This window comes from Mycolicibacterium sp. SMGY-1XX, assembly GCF_059132455.1.
In genome coordinates this window covers 3,676,521-3,695,141 of sequence record NZ_CP101139.1, presented here as the reverse complement: position 1 = coordinate 3,695,141, position 18,621 = coordinate 3,676,521, and the positions used below count along the sequence as shown (strand labels likewise).

Genomic DNA, 18,621 nt, shown 5'->3' with positions numbered 1-18,621 from the left:
CTCAAAGACGACCTCTCTATCCGGGAGAACACCCGCCGGCGGCAGAACTCATCCAGCCCCTGCGAAGACCTATGAGGGTGGCCGTGAGGCGATGGCGAACCCGAGTCGGTCTCGTACCCTCGGTCGTATGCCCCAGCACATCTCCATTCCTCGTGGAGCCTTTGAACTGTCCGCCGATCTCTACCTCCCGGAGGGCTTCGACTCCGAGGCACCACGCGCCGCCGTCGTGCTCGCCACACCAGGCAGCAGCGTCAAAGAGCAGATCGGTGCCAACTATGCGTCCCGACTGGCCGACAACGGTTTTGCCGCCCTCACCTTCGATCCCGCCTATCAAGGCCGAAGCGGGGGACAACCGCGCGACCTGGAAGATCCCTACCGCCGCGGAGAGGACATCTCCTTCGCGATCGATGCACTGAGCACCATCGCCGGCATCGACCCGGAACGGATCGGCGCGCTCGGTATCTGTGCCGGCGGCGGCTACGCCGTCCATACCGCGCGCACCGATCACCGCATCAAGGCCATCGCCACCGTCGTCGCCGGCAACATGGGGGAGTCCTGGCGCGGCCCGGCGTTCGCTCCGGACGGGCCCGTGGCCGCACTCGAAGAGCTTGCCGCTGCACGCACAAAGGAAGTCACCGGCGACCACCTGGAACGGGTCAACTGGCTGCCGGACACACTCGAGGACGCGGCAGCGGCCGGAATCACCGACCTCGACACCACCCAGGCGATCACGTACTACCGCACGCCCAGAGGCCGAAACGAGTACTCGACCAACCGGCGGCTGCGTCGCAGCGATTCACTGCTCCTCGGATACGACGCCTTCCACCTCGTCGACCAACTGCTCACCCAACCGCTTCAGGTGATCGTCGCGGGGCGCCGAGGGAACACCGGCCAGTACGAGGCGGGGATGAAGCTCCTGAGCCTGGCCCCCAATCCCGTCGAACCGCTCATCGTCGAGGGTGCCGGCCACTACGAGATGTATGACGAGCCAGAGTATGTGGGCCAGGCCATTGAACGGTTGTCGGCGTTTTTCGGCCAGTACCTCTAGCGGGTTGCGGATGTTACGCTGATCGAGCGCAGACCGAATGTGCGGACCGGGCCGGCGATGGTGGCCCGGCACTGGGAGAACAGCGGCTCGGACATCGATTCGTTCAGCAGCACCTCCACCGCGCCGGTGTCGGCGGTCAGCACCACCCGCGCCTGTCCATCGCCGCTTTCCACGGTGACGGGATGAAGAGTGTCGATCCGGTTGTCCCCGTGGGCAACACGCGCGAAGTGCTGCGCAGCTTGCACCACGTGCGGCACGGAGGTACGGCCGCGGAGAAACCGGTCGTCGAGCCGTCCGTCGAGGTAAAGCCGAACCAGTTCCGCGCCGTCGGTGCTGTCGACGCGGCCGTAGCACAGACCCTCGGGCAGGATCAGCATTGTCGCGGCGAACCGGTCGCCTCCCAAATGTGAACACTCCCAGGTGAATTCGGGGAACTCGGCAGCGATTGCCGCCACAGCTGCGCGGCCGCGGACCGCGCAGCACTGGTCGTGCCTACCGTGTGCGCACACGGCCACCAGCGGGTGGTCTACTTCGGCGCCGTCACCACCGGCGAGATCGAGGTCCAGATAATCGCGGGGCCCTTCGACCTCGCCGTGGAACAGCGCATGCTCTCCGACACCGGATTTCGCCACGAACCACCGCCACCGCGGGGTCTGCACACGACGGCCGTGGCGCCGTATCGCCGCGATGCGCATACCGGCGGCCTCGGCACGGCGCACGATCGCGCGGCCGAGATCAGGGTCGATCGAGGAATGCGACTGCAGGAACGCCGAAGGTCCCCAGGCGCCGTCCAATTCGAGCAGAAGCCACGAGGAGCCGGCGGACGCGGTGGCGTACATGGGTTCGTCGCGCGCCAAGGATTCAGCGCTGCACGGCGGGCGTTTCTCATGGGTCACCAGGTCAGCCTAGAGATTCGCTCACTGGTCAGGGGAGGGCTCCAAAACACCCTCCCGGAGCAGCCGCCGAACCAGCACCGTGCCATCGGCAGTATCCAAACCGGGCAGGCCGGCTGCGTCGGCGTCGCGGCCGCTGAGGAGTTCCTGTAAAGCGGCGGCACACAGCGTGGGGAATGTCATCGTCTTGTCCGGCAGGCGCAGACTCACCCGGTCCGCGGATTCCGCTGTGAGGGTGGCGGTCAAACCGCGCCGCCACCGAACTCGCGTCGAGGCGGCATGCTCGACAGCGCGTAACGTCGCGAGCGGACGGACCGCCTCGGGCCGGGTCCGCGAGTTGTGGCGGCGGAGCAACTGCTCGGCGGCGGCGGTGCTGAGCCCGTCCGCGTTGTCACGCAGATGCGCGACGATCTGGGAGATGACTTTGGCTGCTGTTGCTGCTGTTTCGTCCTGGTTGGCCGGGTTGATTCCCAGGGGGAGGGGAGCCCGGAACTCCTCGCAGGCGCTCAGCTGGTCGAGCACTGCGCGCGCCACGTCCAGCGGCGTCGTGGCCGCGACACCGATCGTCAGGTGTATCGACGTGGTATCCAGAGCCTGGGCCGCATGGACCCATCCTCGCGGCACGTAGAGCGCATCGCCGTCGGTCAGCTCGGTGTCGATCACCGGCGCGCCGGCAACTCGTTCGGCAATCTGTTCGCGGAAATCTGTCCACGGCTGTGATGGCAGCGGATGGGGGTGCACCGGCTCGTGCACGATCCATCGTTTGGTGCCGGCGACCTGGAGCACGAACACGTCGTGCACGTCGTAGTGGAAATCGAATCCGCGGTTCCCCGGTGGGGTGATGTAGGCGTTCGCCTGCACGGGGTGCCCGATATCGGCCACCAGTTCACGCACGAACTCGATCAGCGGCGGCCACAGCCGATGCAGGCCTTGAAGCACCACCGTGGCGCCGGCATCGAGCTGGCTCAGCACCTTGGCCGGGTCGACCTGATCGGCGATCTCCGCGCCGAACCCGGCGGGGCCCAGATAGGAGTCCTTGGCCAGGAGCTGCCCCTGTTTGGCCAGCCGGATGAACGGCGCGCGTACCCCGCGCTCTGCGATGAGCTCGTCGACCATGTCGGGTGACAGGAGGTCGCAGAAGTCGCGGGGCAGCGCGCCGGAGGAGCTCAGCAGCGGCTTGCGCCCCCAGAAGTCGGAAGCGAAGACATCGGATTCGATGCCGATACAACGGCTGAGCACCACGGGGCCTCAGGCGGTGCCGTCGGCGCCGCCGTCGTGGCCTTCGGGGTTGCTGCCGCCGTCGGCGGGGCCTTCGCCGCTTGCGGTGCCGTCGGCGCCGCCGTCATGGCCTTCGGGGTTGCTGCCGCCGTCGGCGGGGCCTTCGCCGCCCGCGGTGCCGTCGGCGCCGCCGTCATGACCGCCGGGGTTGCTGCCCCCATCGGCCGGTCCCTCGCCGCCACCGGTCGAGGTGCTGATGTCGTCGTCATCGAGAGCCATGCGAGTCTTCTTTCACTGTGATCCCGAAGGAATGGCTTCCGCTTCAGCGTCGTGTGAAGCGTGCGCGGGCTGCGCGCGTCGGGGGATTGCCCCGCCAGCGCGCGATCGAAACGCCAGGTTTGGCTTACCTCGGGGGGGTGTTGCTCAGCGGTGGGCGAGCGCGCGGTCGGCCAGCGCTCCGAGCGCCGGCGCCAACAGCTCGGAGTACTCGTGCGTCAGGTGTCCGGCGTCGAAGTACACCATGGTGTTGCCGACGATCGCGGGGCAGCGGTTCGCGGAACAGAACAGTCCGTCGACGTCGGCGTACTGCCCACCGCCGGCTTCGGTTGCGGCGGCCTCCGCCGCAACGCCGGGTGCGTGTTCCACCCCTCGCGCCGCTGCACATGCGGTGGCGTCGTCGAGGTGGCCGGACAGGCACAGCGGCACCGGCGCGGGTGGGTCGGCGGTCGGTCCCAGCACCAGCACCTGTGCACCGGTTGCCCGCAGCTCCTGCACCAGGCGGGTCAGGCTGCTCATCCATGCCTGGTCATAGATCTTCAAACCCGGCCGCAGTGTGTGGGCGCCGGTGGCGTCGTAGGCACGTGCCGAGCTCACCACGATCAGCTGCGGCCGCTCGACGCGCAACCGGTCCATGATGTGAGTGCGCCACTGCGCGCAGCGGTGGAACTCCTCGGCCAGACCGTTGAAGTACTCGCTCATGGGCAGGTTCGTTATCGGACAGCCCGCCTTGGCCATCATCAACAGCCGCCAGTGCCGCTGCTCGGCGATGCGCTGAAATGCCGGATTGAACATCGCGGCACGGGAATCGCCGATCAACGCCACCGTGGTCGGGGCGCCGGAATCACCCTCGGCGCATTCGGGACGTCCGGATTCGAAGGGCAGCACACGCAGGCAGCCGTTGGTCAAGATGCCCAGCTGTTGGGCCGTCTGGTCGGTCAGCGGCGGGTTCAGGTTCGACGGAACGGCTCTGAGGTCCACTGATGCCGCGACAGCAGCTTGTACCTCATCGAAGGCGTTCTGCACCGCGGCGTCGTACGCCGCCATGCCAGATCCTGCGGGGGCGGGCACAGCAGTGGTGATCAAAGGGTCAGCCGCCGGGCCCCGGCCCACCGGGTTCGGCACCCAGACCAGGAGAAGCACGCCCACACACACCGCCACCGCGGTGGCGGCACCGCCGACGGTCAGGCTGACCCTGGGAGAGCGGCGCACACGACCGGCGAATCGCACCGGATTCTCGATGTATCGCAAGGTGAGCACCGCCAGCCCCAGTGAGACCAGGGCCGCCGCCAGCTTGGTGGCCAACCCGACGTCCTGGCCCAGCAGTGCCGGAGTGAGCACCAGAACCGGCCAGTGCCACAGGTACCACGAGTACGACACCTTTCCGATCGCACCCATCGTCGACAACCCGAGCAGGCGGCCGCATCCCTGTACCGGTGCGGCGCACCCGGCGCCCAGCACCAGGACAGCGCCCAGAGTGGGCACCAGCGCGGCGACACCCGGATAGCTGGTGGCTCCCGTCATCTGGGTGCACGCCAGCAGGATCAGCGCCAGCCCCGCCCATCCCGCGGCTACAGCAGCTCGGATGGGAAGCCGGCGCCAGTACATGACCGTGAGAGCCACCAGGCCGCCGACGGCCAACTGCCAGGCGCGGGTGGGCAATGAGAAGAACGCCACGGCGGGAATGAGGTAGGTGATCACCACCGACAGCGCGAACGACACGGCGACGATCAAGGCGAGGAGCACCACATAGGGGCGCGCCGACGGACCGGTGTTGCGTCGGCGTACCCGTCGGAGGAGCCAGGCCGTGCCGATGATCAGGATGGGCCATACGAAGTAGAACTGTTCTTCGACGCCCAGCGACCAGTAGTGCTGGAACGGCGACGGAGACAACACGCTCTGATGGCCGAAGTACTGCACGCCTGAGCTGATGAACCAGTAGTTGCTGACGTACAGCGCGCTGGTGATCCCGTCGATGGTGACCGACCGAATCTGCAACGGGGGGAGCAGCAACGCCGAGGCGATCATGGTGACAACACCCACCACCGCTGCGGCCGGCAGCAGTCGGCGCGCCCGCGCACCGTAGAAATTGCGCAATCGGACGGTGCCGGTTGTGCTGGCCTCACGCCACAGCAGCCCGGTGATCAGGAAGCCCGAGATGACGAAGAAGACGTCCACGCCGACGAAGCCGCCACTCAGGCCGGGCAGGTCAGCGTGAAACAGGACCACGGCCAGCACCGCTACGGCGCGCAGGCCCTGGATGTCGGGTCGAAACCCGTTGTCAGCCGAGGGCCTCGCAGGTTCCCGGGCTGGGGACGCTGTGGTGGGCAGAGCATCGTGTTGCGAGCGGGCGGTCGTCACGGTTCCGAACCTGCGCAGCCCAAAAGAACCACTGCTTCCCTCACATCTGTGCCTTCCCACCCCGAATCCGCGCAGGCGTGACGCGCGCGGATTTGCTACTTCAGCCGCTATCTATACATCGAAAGCAGCCGCGATCAAACACGAATTCAAAAAGTCGCAGGTTGATGCGTTTGAATTCAGATGATCGTCGGGCAGCCGGCGGGCGGTTGGGCGGCGGCGGTTCGTTGCCGATATCAACGGCAGGGCAGCTGCAACGCCGCGGTCGCCCTAGTTCGGCCAGCGCCGGGACAGCTCCTCGGATGCCCACGCCGGCCACGTCGGCGCGCCGATGACCGTGCCGCCGGTCAGTTGCGCGACGATCCGGGGCCCTTCGAGCCGTGAGTTGTCGTAAATTGTTGCGGTGTCGGTGATTTCGATTGCGTCGGCCACCAATTGCCACAAGCGGCGGTGCCGTTCACGGATCTTGTCTTCGGGCACGTCGTGTCCGCCATGACGGACGCGTCGCTTCACACGTTCCACGGCGAGGTCTTCGGGGATCAGCACCACGTGCAGAGCGATCACGTAGCCCGCCGCGTGAGCGGCGTGAATCAACTCCAGCTTCGACGGATGCGAAAAGACGGTCTCGGCGATGAACGACACGCCGGCCTCGATCAGCTTGGCGCGGGTGTCTGCCGCGATCCGTGCCGCGTCGTAGGCGTGGGCGGCGGGATTCTCGGGCCAACGCTTTTTTGCGATCTCGTCAGCGTTGACGAAGGCACTGCGCGGCAGCAGCGGTGCCAACGTCACCGCGATGAACGTCGACTTTCCCGCACCGTTCGGTCCGACAACGAGGTCGAGACGCTTCACCTGTCGACGTCAACCACCGAGGTGGTGCCGTCGGGCCGGTATTCGACGATCTCGCCGTCATCGTTGAGTGCCACCGTGGTGATGCCCTGCGCTGCCAGCGCATCACCGTAGTGGGCGGCGGCCAGGGACTCCTCGATGGCGGCCGAGATCTCCGCGTTGAAGACGAGCCCTTCTTCCTCGGAGAGTCGGTTGGTGTCCACGTCGCCGGCCAGTGCCGCCTCGATGCGGCGCCGCGAGGCGGTCTGATGGCTCGATACCGCCCGGCCCACCCGGGCCCAATGATCGAGTTGCTGCTTGGCGGACCTGCTTTGCCGGGCACCTTCAGCGGCGGCGCTGTCCACCAGGTCCGCGGCAACCCTGGTGACGCGATCGGCGACGTTCGTCATGTCCGCACCTCCTGTAGCAGGATGCTACGCCTTGTAGCGGAATGCTACAGCCGCCGCCCAGAAGTTCGAGTAGTCACGTACGCGCTCCGAGTCGCGTGGTCGGCCGGACAATCTCACGAACTGCGACTGTAAACAGACCTTCACCGGGGGATTGAGCATGACCATTGTCAGCACCGATGTAGACGCGAAGGCCACAGGCAACGGCTGGCTGGCTCTCCGCCGCGGCGGCGAGTCCCTACCGCCGAGCGTCCGGGACCGTCTGGACTGGTACGCACGCAATGCTCGTTATCAACGCAAGGCGTTCTACGTCGCCGAAGTGGCTCTCATCGTGTTGTCGGCGGCAATACCGGCGGTTACCGCCCTGCACGCTCCGGCGGCGACGGCGGCGGTGCTGGGATCCGCGGTTGTGGTGGTCGGCGCTGTTCGGCACGTGTGGCGCTGGGGGGAGAACTGGATCCGATCCAGCCGAGCCCTGCTGGACCTTCAGGCCGAGGTCGTCAAGTGGAGTACTGGTGTCGATCCCTATCAAACCGGTGACGCCACAGCCACATTGGTGGCCCGAACCGAAGCGATCGTCGCCGGCGAGACCGCAGGGTGGGCGCAGGCCCTGCAGTCGGCACACGGTCCCGCCGCAACACCGCCGCCGCCCGCAACGGCCGTCTGACAACTTCAGGGGAGAGGCCCACTCGGGCGCGCCCGCGTGATTGTCGGGCCCATCCGGTACCGAGGCAACGTTGCCGTATCGGGCAGGTTTCGGCAGTGTGGAGTGATGAGCGACAACGAGAAGGTCACTGTCGAACGAACCATCACCGCACCCGTCGATGCGGTTTTCGACGTCCTGTCCAATCCTGCGCGACACCAAGCGCTCGACGGCTCCGGGTTCATCCGCAGTGTGGACCACGCTGATCGGATCCAGAAGGTCGGCGAGGTGTTCACCATGAACATGCAGGGCGATCACATGGGCGGGGAATACAAGACCGACAACCACGTGTCCGGTTATGCGAAGGACAAGCTGCTGGCCTGGAAGACCGCGCCCGCCGGCACCGAGCCGCCCGGGTGGGAGTGGCTGTGGGAGTTGGAGTCTCAGGGGCCGAAGGAAACCCTGGTGCGTCACACCTACGACTGGTCGAAGGTCACCGACAAGAAGCTGCTGGAGAAGGTGAAGTTCCCGTTGGTCACCGAGGCTCAGCTGAACGACACGCTGGCGCGACTGGCTGCCGAGGTGTCGTCCTGAGGAGGCCGTTCCGGGCTGGTTGATGGACCGGGGATTACCACGGTCTGGGCTCGACGGGCGGTACGTGCGGAAGACGTTCACCGCCCCGCTCGACGTACGCCGCGCGCGCGGCGTCCAGACTCAATCCCTTGTTGGGGCCACCTCGGACGACGTGGCTGTCGTGGTCGTCTTGTCCGTCGTCCTGCCAACCACATTCGTCGCAGATCTCGTCGCCGCCGCGCTCCGTCAGGGTCACGTGCCCGCAGCACGGGCAAGAGTAGCCGTCCGGGTTCCCCCTTGCCATGACATGCAGCTGCGAGGTGTAGAAGTCGAACCACCGGTTGCGCATGGCGAGAATTTCTTCGTCACTCATCGACGGGTCATCGCCCGGGCCGCGTACAACACCGCTCATCGTCAGCGTCCTCCGAACTCGGACCTCTGCTCGCGTATGGACACACAACGGGACCATCGAGGCCAGCGTCATCGCATTGTCCCAGAGCGCGGCGACGTCCGGGGACGCTTACGCATAGACGACGAAGGTAGTGGACTGCAGGCGGGGGCATCGGCCGTGACGTGTCGGTGCGGGCTCACAGCGCACGGCAGGTCCTGAGGTAGCTGAGAAACGATGCCTGTAGGCCCGTCACGTGCGTTTCGTGCAGCATCTCGCTGGTGACCGCTTCACTGCGTGCGGTGAGGCGATGAAGGACGGTGGCGGTGTTCTTCGCGAGGTTTTGGTAGATGGCCAGGTCTCCGAGAAGCTCTCGGTCGTTGAACGTCACGTGAAGCTTGGCAGCACGCTCACTGTCGCCCAACTGGTGGAGTTGGGCGAAGATCTGACTGTCTTCAGCGACGACGCCGGGGCTGCCCGCTCCGATGCTGTCGAAGAGCGCGGCGCCGCTGAGCCAGGTGTAGAGGCTGAAAAGTCCGCCGTAGGAGTAGCCGAAAAGGCCGTGACCGCTTGCGGCTGCGCCATAGTCGCGTTCGATCCGCGGGTGCAAGTCCGCGGTGAGGAAGTTCAGGAATGCATCGGCGTGGGTGTCGCGTAGCTCGGCGAGGTAGGCGTCGGCTTCCTCGCGTGTGCGCCCGCCCGCTTGCACTCCCATCTCCACGGCATCGATGAGCTCCTTGGCGATGGGCTCGCCGGGTGGCACGAAGTCCCTGTTGCGCAAACGATCCCAGTCGTGTGCTTCCTCGCCCGCGTAGCCGACGCTGACCTGGATGTAGGGCTGGATCCGCTGCATGGGGTCCATTTGGGTGACGATGAGCGGAGCCGTCAGGCCCACAGCCCAGTTCCCGTCGAGCACATACACGACAGGCGCTTGCGTCATTTCGGGGTTGTAGCCCGGCGGCGTGGTGACCCAAACGCCGTAGTCATGCCCACCGCCGGAACGCATTTCGAAATAATCGGTGTCGGCGAGACAGCCATGCCACATGGAGCTCATCAAAATCCTTCACAGCTCGGCGGGCCTCGCAGCGCGGCGCCCACAACGTTTCTTATCCATTGGAAAATTGGTTATCCAATGGATAAACTGCCGGGGTGAGCTTGTCAAGCGCGGAACGCAGAGGCGACGCACGCGACCGTCTGCTGGCTCGGCTTCTCGACGCCTTCGAGGACGACCTTCCCTCACCGGAAGTGTCGCTGCGCGAGGTCGCCGCCCGGGCCGAGACCAGCCACGCTCTGCTGCGATACCACTTCGGTTCACTCTCGGGCGTCTTGGCGGCCATGCTCACGGTGCAACGAGCTCGTGACAACGCGGCGCTGTTCAAGACCGCCCAGCAGGGCACCTTTGACGACCTCGTCGTGGCGATCTGGCGGGCCTATACCCGCCCAGGGCAGCTGTCGCGTGTCCGCGGCTTCTTTCACGTAGTAGGACTCGCCGCGTACAGCCCGGGGGACTTCCGTGAGTTCATCGAGTCGCTCGACGACCTGACCATGATGCTGGCGTCGCTCGCCGAACGCGAAGGGCACGACACCAAGGAGGCGCTGAGTATGGCGACCGTCGCCATTGCTGCTATTCGTGGGCTGCTCTTGCAAAAGGTGCTGACTCCTGCGGCCCACTCGAAGGACGCGGTCGCCTTGATCCTGCGGGCCGTGAGCAAGTAGTCACGATTGCACTCTCAGCGCTGTGTTGTGCCCTCGACGTGGCACTGAAACACCGACATACCGTTGTCGCAGCAGTGTCTGATGCTGATGTCATGAACAAGAACGCAAACATGGTGGAGACAAACTCGGCTGCTGCGGATGCGGCGCTCGCGGTGTGGTTGGAGATGTGGAACTCCGATGGTGAGATCGCCCGTCGGATCTGCAGTGAAGATTTCCGGATTCACTTCCTGAACTCCGACACCGACGGGTCGAACCCGGGCGACGATGTGCTGGGCGCGGACAGTTTCGCTCGGTTCCTGGAGTCGTATCACCGACTTCATCCGAGAACGGTGTTCACCGAAGTAGCGCGTGCCGTCGACGGCGCGCACGGGCGGATGCTGTGGAACGTGCAGGACGGGGAACTGGCTGCGGGCGGTGTCGATGTCTTCGACTTCACCGAGCATGGGCTGATCCGCGAGGTGTGGTCGGTGGGCGGCACGCGCGCACACCTGCGCTGAGACCGGGGGAGACTCACATCCATGAGGAGAGCCGAGCGGTTGTACGCGCTGGTGGATCGGCTGCGGGGAGCACGCCGGCCGTTGTCGGCCGCTCGGCTCGCCGACGAGTTCGAGGTGTCGAAGCGCACGATCGAGCGGGACATCTCCTCGCTTCAGCTTGCCGGGGTCCCGATCTATGCCGACCACGGAGTGTCGGGCGGTTACTCGATCCTGCGGGAACACTCCCTGCCGCCGCTGAATCTCACGGTGCCGGAGTCGCTGGCGGTGCTCGCGGGGCTCGGTCTGCTGGAGACCTCGCCGTATGGTGCAGCAGCCCGGCGGGCGCGGGCGAAAATCCTTGCCATCAGCCGCGAGGAACAGCTCGCGCCTGTCGACGAGGCGCTGGCGTCGATGTTCGTCATCGACGCTCAGCCCCCGTCGGAGGCCGCGATCTCACTGATTCCCGAGGCGATCGCCGCGCGCAGAATCGTCCGGTTGGACTACACCTCGCAGGACGGCGAGACCCGCACCACCCGTGACGTGGAGGCGATGGGTCTGCTGCGCGGAGGTGATGCGTGGGTGTTCGTGGGATGGTGCCGGCTGCGCGAAGGCATCCGCGGATTTCACCTCGACCGCATCCGGCACCTGGAGATCACCGAAGAGGTGTTCTCCGAACGGGATTCCGCGGTGCTGGATGCGGACCTGTCGCGGTGGCGCACCCGAAGGCTCGGGTAACGGGGGTCAACCGTTGTCGCGCCAGGAGAGCACCTCTTTCAACGACGCGAGATCGTAACCGTTGTCGGCGGTGAGTTCGGTCTGGAACAACGTGACTCCTGCCTCGCGGAAGGCATCGGCGCTGTCGGCGTTCTCCCAGAGCGTCGAGCGTTCGATATCGGCGCCGTTACGGCCGAACGTCGCTGCCAATTCGTCGACGCGGTCGCTGGACCTGCGGAACGCATCGAGGTCCTGAAACGCGTGCCAGATGTCGGCGTGCCGGGCAACAGCAGGCAACGAGCGCTTGGGCCCCGTGCCGCCGATGAGGATCGGAAGCTTGCGCACGGGCGGCGGAATCAGTGCGGCGAGCCGGTTTTCGATGCGGATCAGACTCTCGTCGAACAGATCGAAGCGAGAGCCGAAGGTGCCGAATTCGTAACCGTAAGTGGTGTAGTCCTTTTCGTACCACCCCGCGCCGAGGCCCAGGATGAGCCGGCCGCCGCTGATGTGGTCGACAGTGCGCGCCATGTCGGCGAGCAGGTCCGGGTTGCGGTAACCGACGCCGGTGACGAGGAGCCCGATCTCGGCGTGTGAGGTGATCTCACCCCACGACGCGAGCGCGGTCCAACCCTCGAAGTTGGCGACGTCGGGCTGCTCGTCGAACATCACGGGCTTGCCGTCGACCAGAGCCTTCATCGCCGGGCGGTGAAAGTGGTCATAGCCGAAGATCACGTCGACGCCGAGGTCGTCGGCGGCCAGGACGGCCTCGCGCCACGTGGCGTAATCGGGCGCGCCGCCGGGCTGGATCTGCACGGCGACGCGGACGGGACGGGTCATGGATGCTCCTGCGTGGGAGGGAGAAGTCACTTCTGAGCCAAGTTCGCCAGTTGCGGGTTTATTCCGTGACCCATCCGGGCGACCCGCGGTTCCGAATGCTCGGTGAACCCCAACGGCGCGACCGAGGAAGGCCATGACACCGACCGAACACGCTCCGCCCACCACTGCTCGATCGACCCGGCCATGGCGTTGGATCGCCATGATCCTGGCGCTGACACAACTCGCCGCACCTGTCGTGGCGAACGCAGTCGCGGGGAACTTCCTGCAGGATGGCGCGACGAACGAGGCCCTGATCACCCCTGCCGGGTACGCGTTCAGCCTGTGGGGACTGATCACGCTGCTCAGTGCGGTGACGATGATCGCCGTGCTGCGGTTCGGCCTGGGCTCGTGGTGGGAGACCGCCGTGCTGGTGGACGCGAGTCTGGTGTTCGTCGGTTTCAGCGTCTGGCTGCTTGTGGCGGCGCAGGAATGGTACTGGGTGAGCGTGGTGGTGTTCGCGGTGATGGGGTGCGGCCTCGTCCACATCATGCGGCTCCTCGTCCGGCGCCGGCATGACCTCAACTGCCCGCCGTGGCTGGCGACGTTGGCCACGCTGACCTTCGGGTTGTACCTCGGGTGGAGCAGCATCGCGGTGTTCGCCAACGTCGCGGCAGCCGTGATCTCCGCCGGAGCGACGCCGACCACCGTGTGGTGGCAGCTGATCGTGTTGATCTCGGCGACGGTGGTCGCAGTCGGGGTGACGAACATCCTGAACGGCACGCCGGGCTATGTCGCCGGAGTGGTGTGGGCGCTGGTGGCGATCACGATCGGTGCATCGCAGCGGGGGAGCGCACCGCTGGCCGCGACGGCCGGCGCGGCCGTCGTCGCCGTCGTGGGCGCGGCGGTGCTGGCCCTGCGCCGTCGACGTGTTGCGCGGTGAGAGCGCCTGCCATACCGCAGGACGTTCTGCGAGCATCGTCGGTTGGCAGGGGACCAAACGACCGGGGTCTGGCACCATGGCTGGGATGGATACGCGTTCGGTCGAGGATCCGTTCGAGGAGGCCATCGACGATGCCCTGGGCTCCCTGCCGGCCGAACTCCGTGCGGCGATGAGCAACGTCGAGATCGTGGTCGAGGACGAGCCTCCCGCCGGACAACGGTTACTCGGCCTCTATCAGGGCGTGCCGCTGCCGCGGCGAACCAGCTGGTACAGCGGAGCGCTTCCCGACAAGATCAGCATCTTTGCCGGCCCGCTCACGCGACTCGCCGCCGGCGATGCCGAACGTCTGCGCCGCGAGATCAGGCACGTCGTATTCCACGAGATCGCACATCATTTCGGGATCAGCGACCAGCGGCTGATCGAGCTCGACCGCTACTGAGCGCGGACAAGGGGGAGTCTGGCAGTACCCCTACTACGGGGATCTCCTCGGCATGTCGCATTCTGCCTAACTTGCTAGAGGGTCCGACTGACGGAGGAGAGAACCGTCTCTTCAGTGAGCAGGACCGAAGACACGACGGTGGAAGCTGACGATCTCTACGACCAACCAGAAAGGCGCCGCAGGTGACCAACCGATTCGCAACGCATGCAGAGCTTTTCGGCCTTGGTGGAAAGCGTGCCCTGGTCACCGGTGGCACCAGGGGCATCGGGATGATGATCGCGCGCGGGCTCCTCCAGGCGGGCGCCCGCGTGGTCATCAGCTCACGCAACGCAGACGCGTGCGCCCAGGCGCAGGAACAGCTGTCGGAATTCGGTGATGTCTGGGCGGTCCCCGCTGATCTGTCCCGGCACGAGGAGTGTGACCGCCTCGCTCAGCTCGTCACGGTCGATTCCGGGAGTCTCGACATCCTGGTCAACAATGCGGGCGCATTGTGGGACGAGCCGCTGGCCACGTTCCCCGACGAAGCCTGGGACACGGTCCTCGACCTCAATCTGAAGTCGCCGTTTTGGCTGGTGCAGGCGCTGCTGCCGGCACTTCGCAGCGCTGGGACCGCCGACGATCCCGCGCGGATCATCAACATCGGCAGCATCGCCGCCATCCATATCCCGAACCGGCCCAACTACTCGTACTCCAGCAGCAAAGCTGCGCTACATCAACTCACCAGGGTGCTCGCCAAGGAGCTCGGCCCGCAGCACGTCACGGTGAATGCGGTGGCGCCGGGACCGTTCCCGTCGACGATGATGGCGGCAACCCTCGACGAGTTCGGCGAGGCGATCGCGGCATCGGCTCCGCTGCGCCGGATCGGCCGCGACGACGACATGGCGGGTGTCGCGGTGTTCCTCGCCAGCCGGGCGAGCGCTTATCTGACCGGCACCGTCGTCCCCGTCGACGGGGGAATCGCCACGACAGCGTAGAACTTCAGGGTATTGGCGGTACCTCCCTGGGGATGCGGCGCGGGCCTACGGTGAATGTATGGCCGCCACGCTTGATCTGCGCACCGAGATCCGAGAGTTCCTGAGGTCGCGTCGCGCCCGTATCGCCCCCGAGATGGCTGGCCTGCCCGCCTACGGTGGCAAGCGTCGGGTCCAGGGCCTGCGTCGAGAGGAGGTTGCGCTACTTGCTGGGGTCTCGGTCGAGTATTACGTGCGCATCGAGCGCGGCAACCTGGCCGGCACCTCAGAGGGTGTGCTCGACGCACTGGGCACAGCCTTACAACTGACCGACGCGGAGCGCGATCACCTGTTCCATCTCGCGCGCCAGTCCGGGGTGTCCGGCGGTCGACGGCACCGCAGGACTTCCGCGACGGTGCGTCCGGCGCTACAGGAGGTGCTCGACGCCATCACCGGTGCGCCGGCGTTGATCCGCAACAGCCGTTACGACGTGCTCGCCATGAATCACGTTGGGCGCGCGTTGTATTCACCACTGCTGGCCGACCCGCGGCGGCCCGCCAACCCAGCACGGTTCGTGTACTTGAATCCCGGCGAGGCGAGGAAGTTCTTTGTCGACTACGACCATGCGGCGCGAAATGCGGCCGCGATGCTGCGTATGGAAGCGGGTCGCAATCCAAACGACGAGGAGCTCATCGCCTTGGTCGGTGAATTGTCAACGCGCAGTGAGCTATTCCGGCAGCAGTGGGCATCTCGGGACGTCCGGCTGAAAGGGCATGGGAGCAAGAAGGTGAACCATCCCGTGGTTGGGCGGCTCGACCTGAACTTCGAGTCCATGGATCTGCCCACCGAACCTGGCCTGCAGTTGAATATCTACACCACGCCTGCGGGAGGGCCGTCCGCTGACAATCTGGCTTTGTTGGCGTCGTGGGCCAGCCAGGAGACGTTGGCTACCGAGCTTCATGCCCCCAGCGGATAACTCATCCCGTGGTCACTAGGACGGCCACAAGCGACGACGTGACGTCAGCTCCTTCGAAAGGGCCCAGGCGAGGGGATACCTCACCTGGGCCTTCGTCCACCGTGGGCCGCCGCCCACGAGGCGGGTTGAGCAGCTAGGCGCCGGCGTTGCGAGCCGTCACGGCCGCAGCCGTTGTCTGGGCAGTGGACTGCGCGATGGGAACAGCCACGGCATCGGCTTCGTCATGGACGGCCTGCGCCTGCCCATCGAACGCGGACAGATCCTTGATCTTCTGCGCGGCCAGCACCTCAGCGAGTAGGGCCTCGTCGTACTTTGCCTCAGCAGCCTGGGCCCCCTTGCGCGCCTCTTCGGCTTCGCGTTGGGCCTTGCTTCGCGCCTTGCGCAGCGTCTCCCGCTGTTCAGCCGACGACTTGAGCGCGCGCTTGAGTTCGGCCTGCTGGTCGATGGCGGCTTGCAGCGCGGCCTCATCGGCGCTGCGCCGTTCGGCATTTTCCTCGAGCCGTTCCAACACGAGGGAGAGCCGGTTCTCGGCTTGGGCCGCCGCTTCTTCTGCGGCCTGCCACTTGCCGCGCGGCTCATCCAAGGCGGCGTGATCGACCTCCAAGTCGGCGTTGGTGTCGGTGGTCGTGGTGACGGGCTGGTCCCGTGCGTCTGCGGTTGCCATGAATTGACTCTTTTCTCGTCGGTGTTGTCGCGTAGCGGGCGCCTGGTGTCCCTCGGCTCACTCGTGGATCGACGGGGCCGATGCTAGGGAGTTCCCCATACGCGACGTTGCAACCGTGGGGCCGCGCACAGACGTGCGCCGATCGCCGGTGAAGGCCCATGGGTGTTACACGGCAAAACGGATTCTGCCTATGACTCGGCAATCTTTGATTACGTCGTTCTCATCACGCTGATGGTTCGACACCGGGCGCAAGACTGCTCCAGAGCCGGCGTGTCGGACGGACGCCAAGCCGGCTCGCCAGCATCTGCGCCGCCTGACTGACACCCTCGGTGAAGGTCGGAAACGCGAACTGGAGTTCGGCGACGTCTTCGATGCGCATGCCCGCCGCCATGCAGGCCGCAACCATCTGGATCACCTCGGCCGAGTACTCGCCGACAACATGTGCGCCGAGGATGTGCCTTTCGGTGGTGTCGACGATGAGCTTGCAGAAGCCGGCCGGGTGCCCATCCGCGATCGGGCGCAGCAGATCCTCGTAGCGGGCCACGGCCACAGCACAGTCGTAGCTTGCACGGGCTTGCTCTTCGGTCAGCCCGACGCTGCCGTATTCAGGATTGGTGAAGCTCCCGCCGGGGACGATGTCGTGCAGGATGCGACGTTTCGCGTCGAGCACGGCGTTCTCGGCGGCTACGCGCCCTTCGAGGATTGCGCTGCTGACAACCATGCTGTTCCCGTCGACGTCGCCGGCAGCGAAGATGTGGGGGACATTGGTGGCCTGGAAAACGTCTGCCTTCACGGAGCCACGTTCGGTCACCACGCCGGCGGCGGCCGCGTCGATGAGGTCGGCATTGCCGGGCCAGCCGACGGCGAAGAACACCGCGTCGAAGTCGAGGGTTCTGGACTCGTCGCCGACGCGGTAGAGGATGCGCACGCCGGGCTGGAGGGCCTCGATTTGTTGCACTGCGGCGTCGGTGAACACATCGATGCCGCGTGCCTGGAAAGCCTGTTGGAGCTCTACCGAGACCTCGGCATCGGCTCGCTGAACGATTCGGGGGGCATACTCGAAAAGCGTTACTTGGCAACCGAAGTCCGCGAGGATTGAAGTGAGCTGGCACCCCGTGTCAGCCGCCCCGATGACGCCGACCCTGCGGGGCAACGTGGTCAGCGAGCGCAGGTCTTCGTAGGTCAGGCCGAGTTCGGCGCCAGGGATGGGCAATCTCCCGGCCGTACCGCCGACGGCGATGATCACCCGATCCCCAGTCCACGTTCGGCCGTCGGCGACGGCGACCGTGTGCGCGTCGGTAAACCGGGCGTCACCGGCCTCTTCGATGAGGTCGATTCCGGCGGTACGGATCTGCTCGGCCATCCGCTTGCGTTCATACGCGTAGTCGGCCACCCGCTGGGCGTTGGCCAGGACGGCGGCCAGGTCGACCTCCGGACCCGGCCCGCGCAGCCCGAACCGCTCCCACGAGCTCCAGTCCCGCACCAGCCGCGCCGCCCGCGCCAGCGTGCGCACCGGCGCGGGCCCGTGATTGAGGGCGGTGCCGCCGACGCGTCCTCTCTCGATGAGCGTGACTTCAGCGCCCAACTCCGCGGCGTGCAATGCCGCCGTGACACCAGCGGGACCGCCTCCGATGACAACTACGCGCATCTGTGCTGCTCCCTGCTCGTCTTCAGCGCCAGCCGTTCAGGACGAAGTATCTGTCGTGCCGTCGCACAGCGCAGGGGATTGCGGCTCGAAGAGCGCTGCCTTCAGTTGCGTCGATGAACCGCTATCACGGCAGATGAATTCCTGTGGGCGTTTTATATATTCCTGTGGAGGCTGGACAGATGACCAAACGCCTGATCGAACTCGACGATGACCTGCTGGCTGCCGCGCAGCGAGAGCTCAAGACGTCCGGCGTATCCGACACGGTGCGCATCGCCTTGCAGCAAGCCGCAGCATCGTCTGCGCGTGCACGCCAGGTCGCATGGTTACGAGATGGCGGTCTAGGGGAGATGGCTGAACCCGAACCGCGTGGTGACGTGTGGCGTTGATTGCTCGGTACCTCGTTGACACCAGCGCGGCAGCACGGATGACATATCTGGAATTGCCTCGAAGCTTGCCCCACTTATTGAGGCCGGATTGGTCGCGACCACGGCACAACTCGATGCCGAGGCGCTCTACAGCGCCCGCAATTCTGCCGAATATGAACAACTCTGGTCCGACCGGCGTTTGGCTTACGAATTCCTGCCAACCAAGGGCGAAGATTGGCAGACGGCACTGGGCGCACAACGACAGCTGGCCAGCACTGGCCGCCACCG

Annotated in this window: 21 protein-coding genes and 1 pseudogene; 11 read left to right on the top strand and 11 right to left on the bottom strand. The window is 66.0% G+C overall.

The window, feature by feature from the left end:
* Positions 1 to 127: 127 nt before the first annotated feature.
* On the top strand, positions 128 to 1,048 hold the full coding sequence (locus NL241_RS17860) for an alpha/beta hydrolase (protein ID WP_494394587.1): 921 nt from the start codon (positions 128 to 130) through the stop codon (positions 1,046 to 1,048).
* Here the strand turns inward: NL241_RS17860 and NL241_RS17855 are convergent.
* The 6 genes from NL241_RS17855 to NL241_RS17830 form a co-directional block, all read right to left on the bottom strand.
* Complete coding sequence (locus NL241_RS17855; protein WP_494394586.1) at positions 1,045 to 1,944, bottom strand: ferredoxin family protein; 900 nt, start codon at positions 1,942 to 1,944, stop codon at positions 1,045 to 1,047. The genes NL241_RS17860 and NL241_RS17855 overlap by 4 nt on opposite strands.
* Before the next feature lie 21 nt (positions 1,945 to 1,965).
* The gene (locus tag NL241_RS17850; protein ID WP_494398333.1) at positions 1,966 to 3,180 is read right to left on the bottom strand and encodes a cupin domain-containing protein; all 1,215 of its coding nucleotides are present in this window, start codon (positions 3,178 to 3,180) and stop codon (positions 1,966 to 1,968) included.
* A gap of 9 nt (positions 3,181 to 3,189) precedes the next feature.
* On the bottom strand, positions 3,190 to 3,438 hold the full coding sequence (locus tag NL241_RS17845) for a BatC protein (RefSeq protein WP_487694693.1): 249 nt from the start codon (positions 3,436 to 3,438) through the stop codon (positions 3,190 to 3,192).
* A 144-nt stretch (positions 3,439 to 3,582) separates the two neighbouring features.
* A complete protein-coding gene (locus NL241_RS17840; protein ID WP_494398332.1) occupies positions 3,583 to 5,766 on the bottom strand; it encodes an acyltransferase family protein in 2,184 nt (727 codons plus the stop codon).
* Between the two features lie 297 nt (positions 5,767 to 6,063).
* On the bottom strand, positions 6,064 to 6,642 hold the full coding sequence (locus tag NL241_RS17835; RefSeq protein ID WP_494394585.1) for an ATPase: 579 nt from the start codon (positions 6,640 to 6,642) through the stop codon (positions 6,064 to 6,066).
* Entirely contained in the window at positions 6,639 to 7,028 is a 390-nt protein-coding gene (locus tag NL241_RS17830; RefSeq protein WP_494394584.1) for a TA system antitoxin ParD family protein, read from the bottom strand. The genes NL241_RS17835 and NL241_RS17830 overlap by 4 nt, the downstream gene beginning before the upstream one ends.
* Before the next feature lie 157 nt (positions 7,029 to 7,185).
* On the opposite strand from NL241_RS17830, the gene NL241_RS17825 reads away from it, so the two are divergent.
* Complete coding sequence (locus NL241_RS17825) at positions 7,186 to 7,692, top strand: DUF4231 domain-containing protein (protein ID WP_494394583.1); 507 nt, start codon at positions 7,186 to 7,188, stop codon at positions 7,690 to 7,692.
* A 105-nt stretch (positions 7,693 to 7,797) separates the two neighbouring features.
* Positions 7,798 to 8,262 carry an SRPBCC family protein gene (locus NL241_RS17820; protein WP_487694690.1) on the top strand — a complete coding sequence of 155 codons (465 nt, stop codon included), beginning with the start codon at positions 7,798 to 7,800 and terminating at the stop codon, positions 8,260 to 8,262.
* Between the two features lie 34 nt (positions 8,263 to 8,296).
* On the opposite strand, the gene NL241_RS17815 is transcribed toward NL241_RS17820, so the two are convergent.
* Positions 8,297 to 8,614 carry a CPCC family cysteine-rich protein gene (locus NL241_RS17815; protein ID WP_494394582.1) on the bottom strand — a complete coding sequence of 106 codons (318 nt, stop codon included), beginning with the start codon at positions 8,612 to 8,614 and terminating at the stop codon, positions 8,297 to 8,299.
* A gap of 214 nt (positions 8,615 to 8,828) precedes the next feature.
* The gene (locus NL241_RS17810) at positions 8,829 to 9,683 is read right to left on the bottom strand and encodes an alpha/beta hydrolase (RefSeq protein WP_494394581.1); all 855 of its coding nucleotides are present in this window, start codon (positions 9,681 to 9,683) and stop codon (positions 8,829 to 8,831) included.
* A 95-nt stretch (positions 9,684 to 9,778) separates the two neighbouring features.
* On the opposite strand from NL241_RS17810, the gene NL241_RS17805 reads away from it, so the two are divergent.
* From NL241_RS17805 to NL241_RS17795, 3 genes are all read left to right on the top strand, one after another.
* Positions 9,779 to 10,345, top strand: coding sequence for a TetR/AcrR family transcriptional regulator (locus NL241_RS17805; RefSeq protein WP_494394580.1), 567 nt, complete (start codon positions 9,779 to 9,781; stop codon positions 10,343 to 10,345).
* A 92-nt stretch (positions 10,346 to 10,437) separates the two neighbouring features.
* Entirely contained in the window at positions 10,438 to 10,842 is a 405-nt protein-coding gene (locus tag NL241_RS17800; protein ID WP_487694685.1) for a nuclear transport factor 2 family protein, read from the top strand.
* Positions 10,843 to 10,863: 21 nt separating this feature from the next.
* A complete protein-coding gene (locus tag NL241_RS17795) occupies positions 10,864 to 11,556 on the top strand; it encodes a helix-turn-helix transcriptional regulator (RefSeq protein WP_487694684.1) in 693 nt (230 codons plus the stop codon).
* Positions 11,557 to 11,562: 6 nt separating this feature from the next.
* Here the strand turns inward: NL241_RS17795 and NL241_RS17790 are convergent, their stop codons facing one another.
* Positions 11,563 to 12,372 (bottom strand): LLM class F420-dependent oxidoreductase, encoded by an 810-nt coding sequence (locus tag NL241_RS17790; RefSeq protein WP_487694682.1) that lies wholly within the window; start codon positions 12,370 to 12,372, stop codon positions 11,563 to 11,565.
* A 133-nt stretch (positions 12,373 to 12,505) separates the two neighbouring features.
* Between NL241_RS17790 and NL241_RS17785 the strand changes: the two genes are divergently transcribed.
* From NL241_RS17785 to NL241_RS17770, 4 genes are all read left to right on the top strand, one after another.
* A complete protein-coding gene (locus NL241_RS17785) occupies positions 12,506 to 13,291 on the top strand; it encodes a TspO-related membrane protein (RefSeq protein WP_494394579.1) in 786 nt (261 codons plus the stop codon).
* An 85-nt stretch (positions 13,292 to 13,376) separates the two neighbouring features.
* Positions 13,377 to 13,730 (top strand): metallopeptidase family protein, encoded by a 354-nt coding sequence (locus NL241_RS17780; protein WP_494394578.1) that lies wholly within the window; start codon positions 13,377 to 13,379, stop codon positions 13,728 to 13,730.
* A gap of 182 nt (positions 13,731 to 13,912) precedes the next feature.
* Positions 13,913 to 14,704 (top strand): SDR family oxidoreductase, encoded by a 792-nt coding sequence (locus tag NL241_RS17775; protein WP_487694679.1) that lies wholly within the window; start codon positions 13,913 to 13,915, stop codon positions 14,702 to 14,704.
* 58 nt (positions 14,705 to 14,762) lie between these two features.
* Positions 14,763 to 15,656, top strand: coding sequence for a helix-turn-helix transcriptional regulator (locus NL241_RS17770; protein WP_494394577.1), 894 nt, complete (start codon positions 14,763 to 14,765; stop codon positions 15,654 to 15,656).
* A 133-nt stretch (positions 15,657 to 15,789) separates the two neighbouring features.
* Here the strand turns inward: NL241_RS17770 and NL241_RS17765 are convergent, their stop codons facing one another.
* Both NL241_RS17765 and NL241_RS17760 read right to left on the bottom strand, forming a co-directional pair.
* Complete coding sequence (locus NL241_RS17765) at positions 15,790 to 16,320, bottom strand: hypothetical protein (protein ID WP_487694676.1); 531 nt, start codon at positions 16,318 to 16,320, stop codon at positions 15,790 to 15,792.
* Between the two features lie 223 nt (positions 16,321 to 16,543).
* Positions 16,544 to 17,971: pseudogene (locus tag NL241_RS17760) on the bottom strand (dihydrolipoyl dehydrogenase family protein); the annotation flags it as partial.
* A gap of 176 nt (positions 17,972 to 18,147) precedes the next feature.
* Here NL241_RS17760 and NL241_RS17755 point away from each other — a divergent pair.
* On the top strand, positions 18,148 to 18,354 hold the full coding sequence (locus tag NL241_RS17755; RefSeq protein ID WP_487694674.1) for a DUF2191 domain-containing protein: 207 nt from the start codon (positions 18,148 to 18,150) through the stop codon (positions 18,352 to 18,354).
* Positions 18,355 to 18,621 lie beyond the last annotated feature (267 nt).

What these genes read in the sequence shown, in the direction of transcription:
- NL241_RS17845 (WP_487694693.1), bottom strand. Translation starts at nt 3,438, where the DNA reads ATGGCTCTCGATGACGACGACATCAGCACCTCGACCGGTGGCGGCGAG.
- NL241_RS17790 (WP_487694682.1), bottom strand. Translation starts at nt 12,372, where the DNA reads ATGACCCGTCCCGTCCGCGTCGCCGTGCAGATCCAGCCCGGCGGCGCG.
- NL241_RS17785 (WP_494394579.1), top strand. Translation starts at nt 12,506, where the DNA reads ATGACACCGACCGAACACGCTCCGCCCACCACTGCTCGATCGACCCGG.
- NL241_RS17815 (WP_494394582.1), bottom strand. Translation starts at nt 8,614, where the DNA reads ATGAGTGACGAAGAAATTCTCGCCATGCGCAACCGGTGGTTCGACTTC.
- NL241_RS17780 (WP_494394578.1), top strand. Translation starts at nt 13,377, where the DNA reads ATGGATACGCGTTCGGTCGAGGATCCGTTCGAGGAGGCCATCGACGAT.
- NL241_RS17860 (WP_494394587.1), top strand. Translation starts at nt 128, where the DNA reads ATGCCCCAGCACATCTCCATTCCTCGTGGAGCCTTTGAACTGTCCGCC.
- NL241_RS17810 (WP_494394581.1), bottom strand. Translation starts at nt 9,683, where the DNA reads ATGAGCTCCATGTGGCATGGCTGTCTCGCCGACACCGATTATTTCGAA.
- NL241_RS17795 (WP_487694684.1), top strand. Translation starts at nt 10,864, where the DNA reads ATGAGGAGAGCCGAGCGGTTGTACGCGCTGGTGGATCGGCTGCGGGGA.
- NL241_RS17770 (WP_494394577.1), top strand. Translation starts at nt 14,763, where the DNA reads ATGGCCGCCACGCTTGATCTGCGCACCGAGATCCGAGAGTTCCTGAGG.
- NL241_RS17755 (WP_487694674.1), top strand. Translation starts at nt 18,148, where the DNA reads ATGACCAAACGCCTGATCGAACTCGACGATGACCTGCTGGCTGCCGCG.
- NL241_RS17830 (WP_494394584.1), bottom strand. Translation starts at nt 7,028, where the DNA reads ATGACGAACGTCGCCGATCGCGTCACCAGGGTTGCCGCGGACCTGGTG.
- NL241_RS17825 (WP_494394583.1), top strand. Translation starts at nt 7,186, where the DNA reads ATGACCATTGTCAGCACCGATGTAGACGCGAAGGCCACAGGCAACGGC.
- NL241_RS17800 (WP_487694685.1), top strand. Translation starts at nt 10,438, where the DNA reads ATGAACAAGAACGCAAACATGGTGGAGACAAACTCGGCTGCTGCGGAT.
- NL241_RS17820 (WP_487694690.1), top strand. Translation starts at nt 7,798, where the DNA reads ATGAGCGACAACGAGAAGGTCACTGTCGAACGAACCATCACCGCACCC.
- NL241_RS17765 (WP_487694676.1), bottom strand. Translation starts at nt 16,320, where the DNA reads ATGGCAACCGCAGACGCACGGGACCAGCCCGTCACCACGACCACCGAC.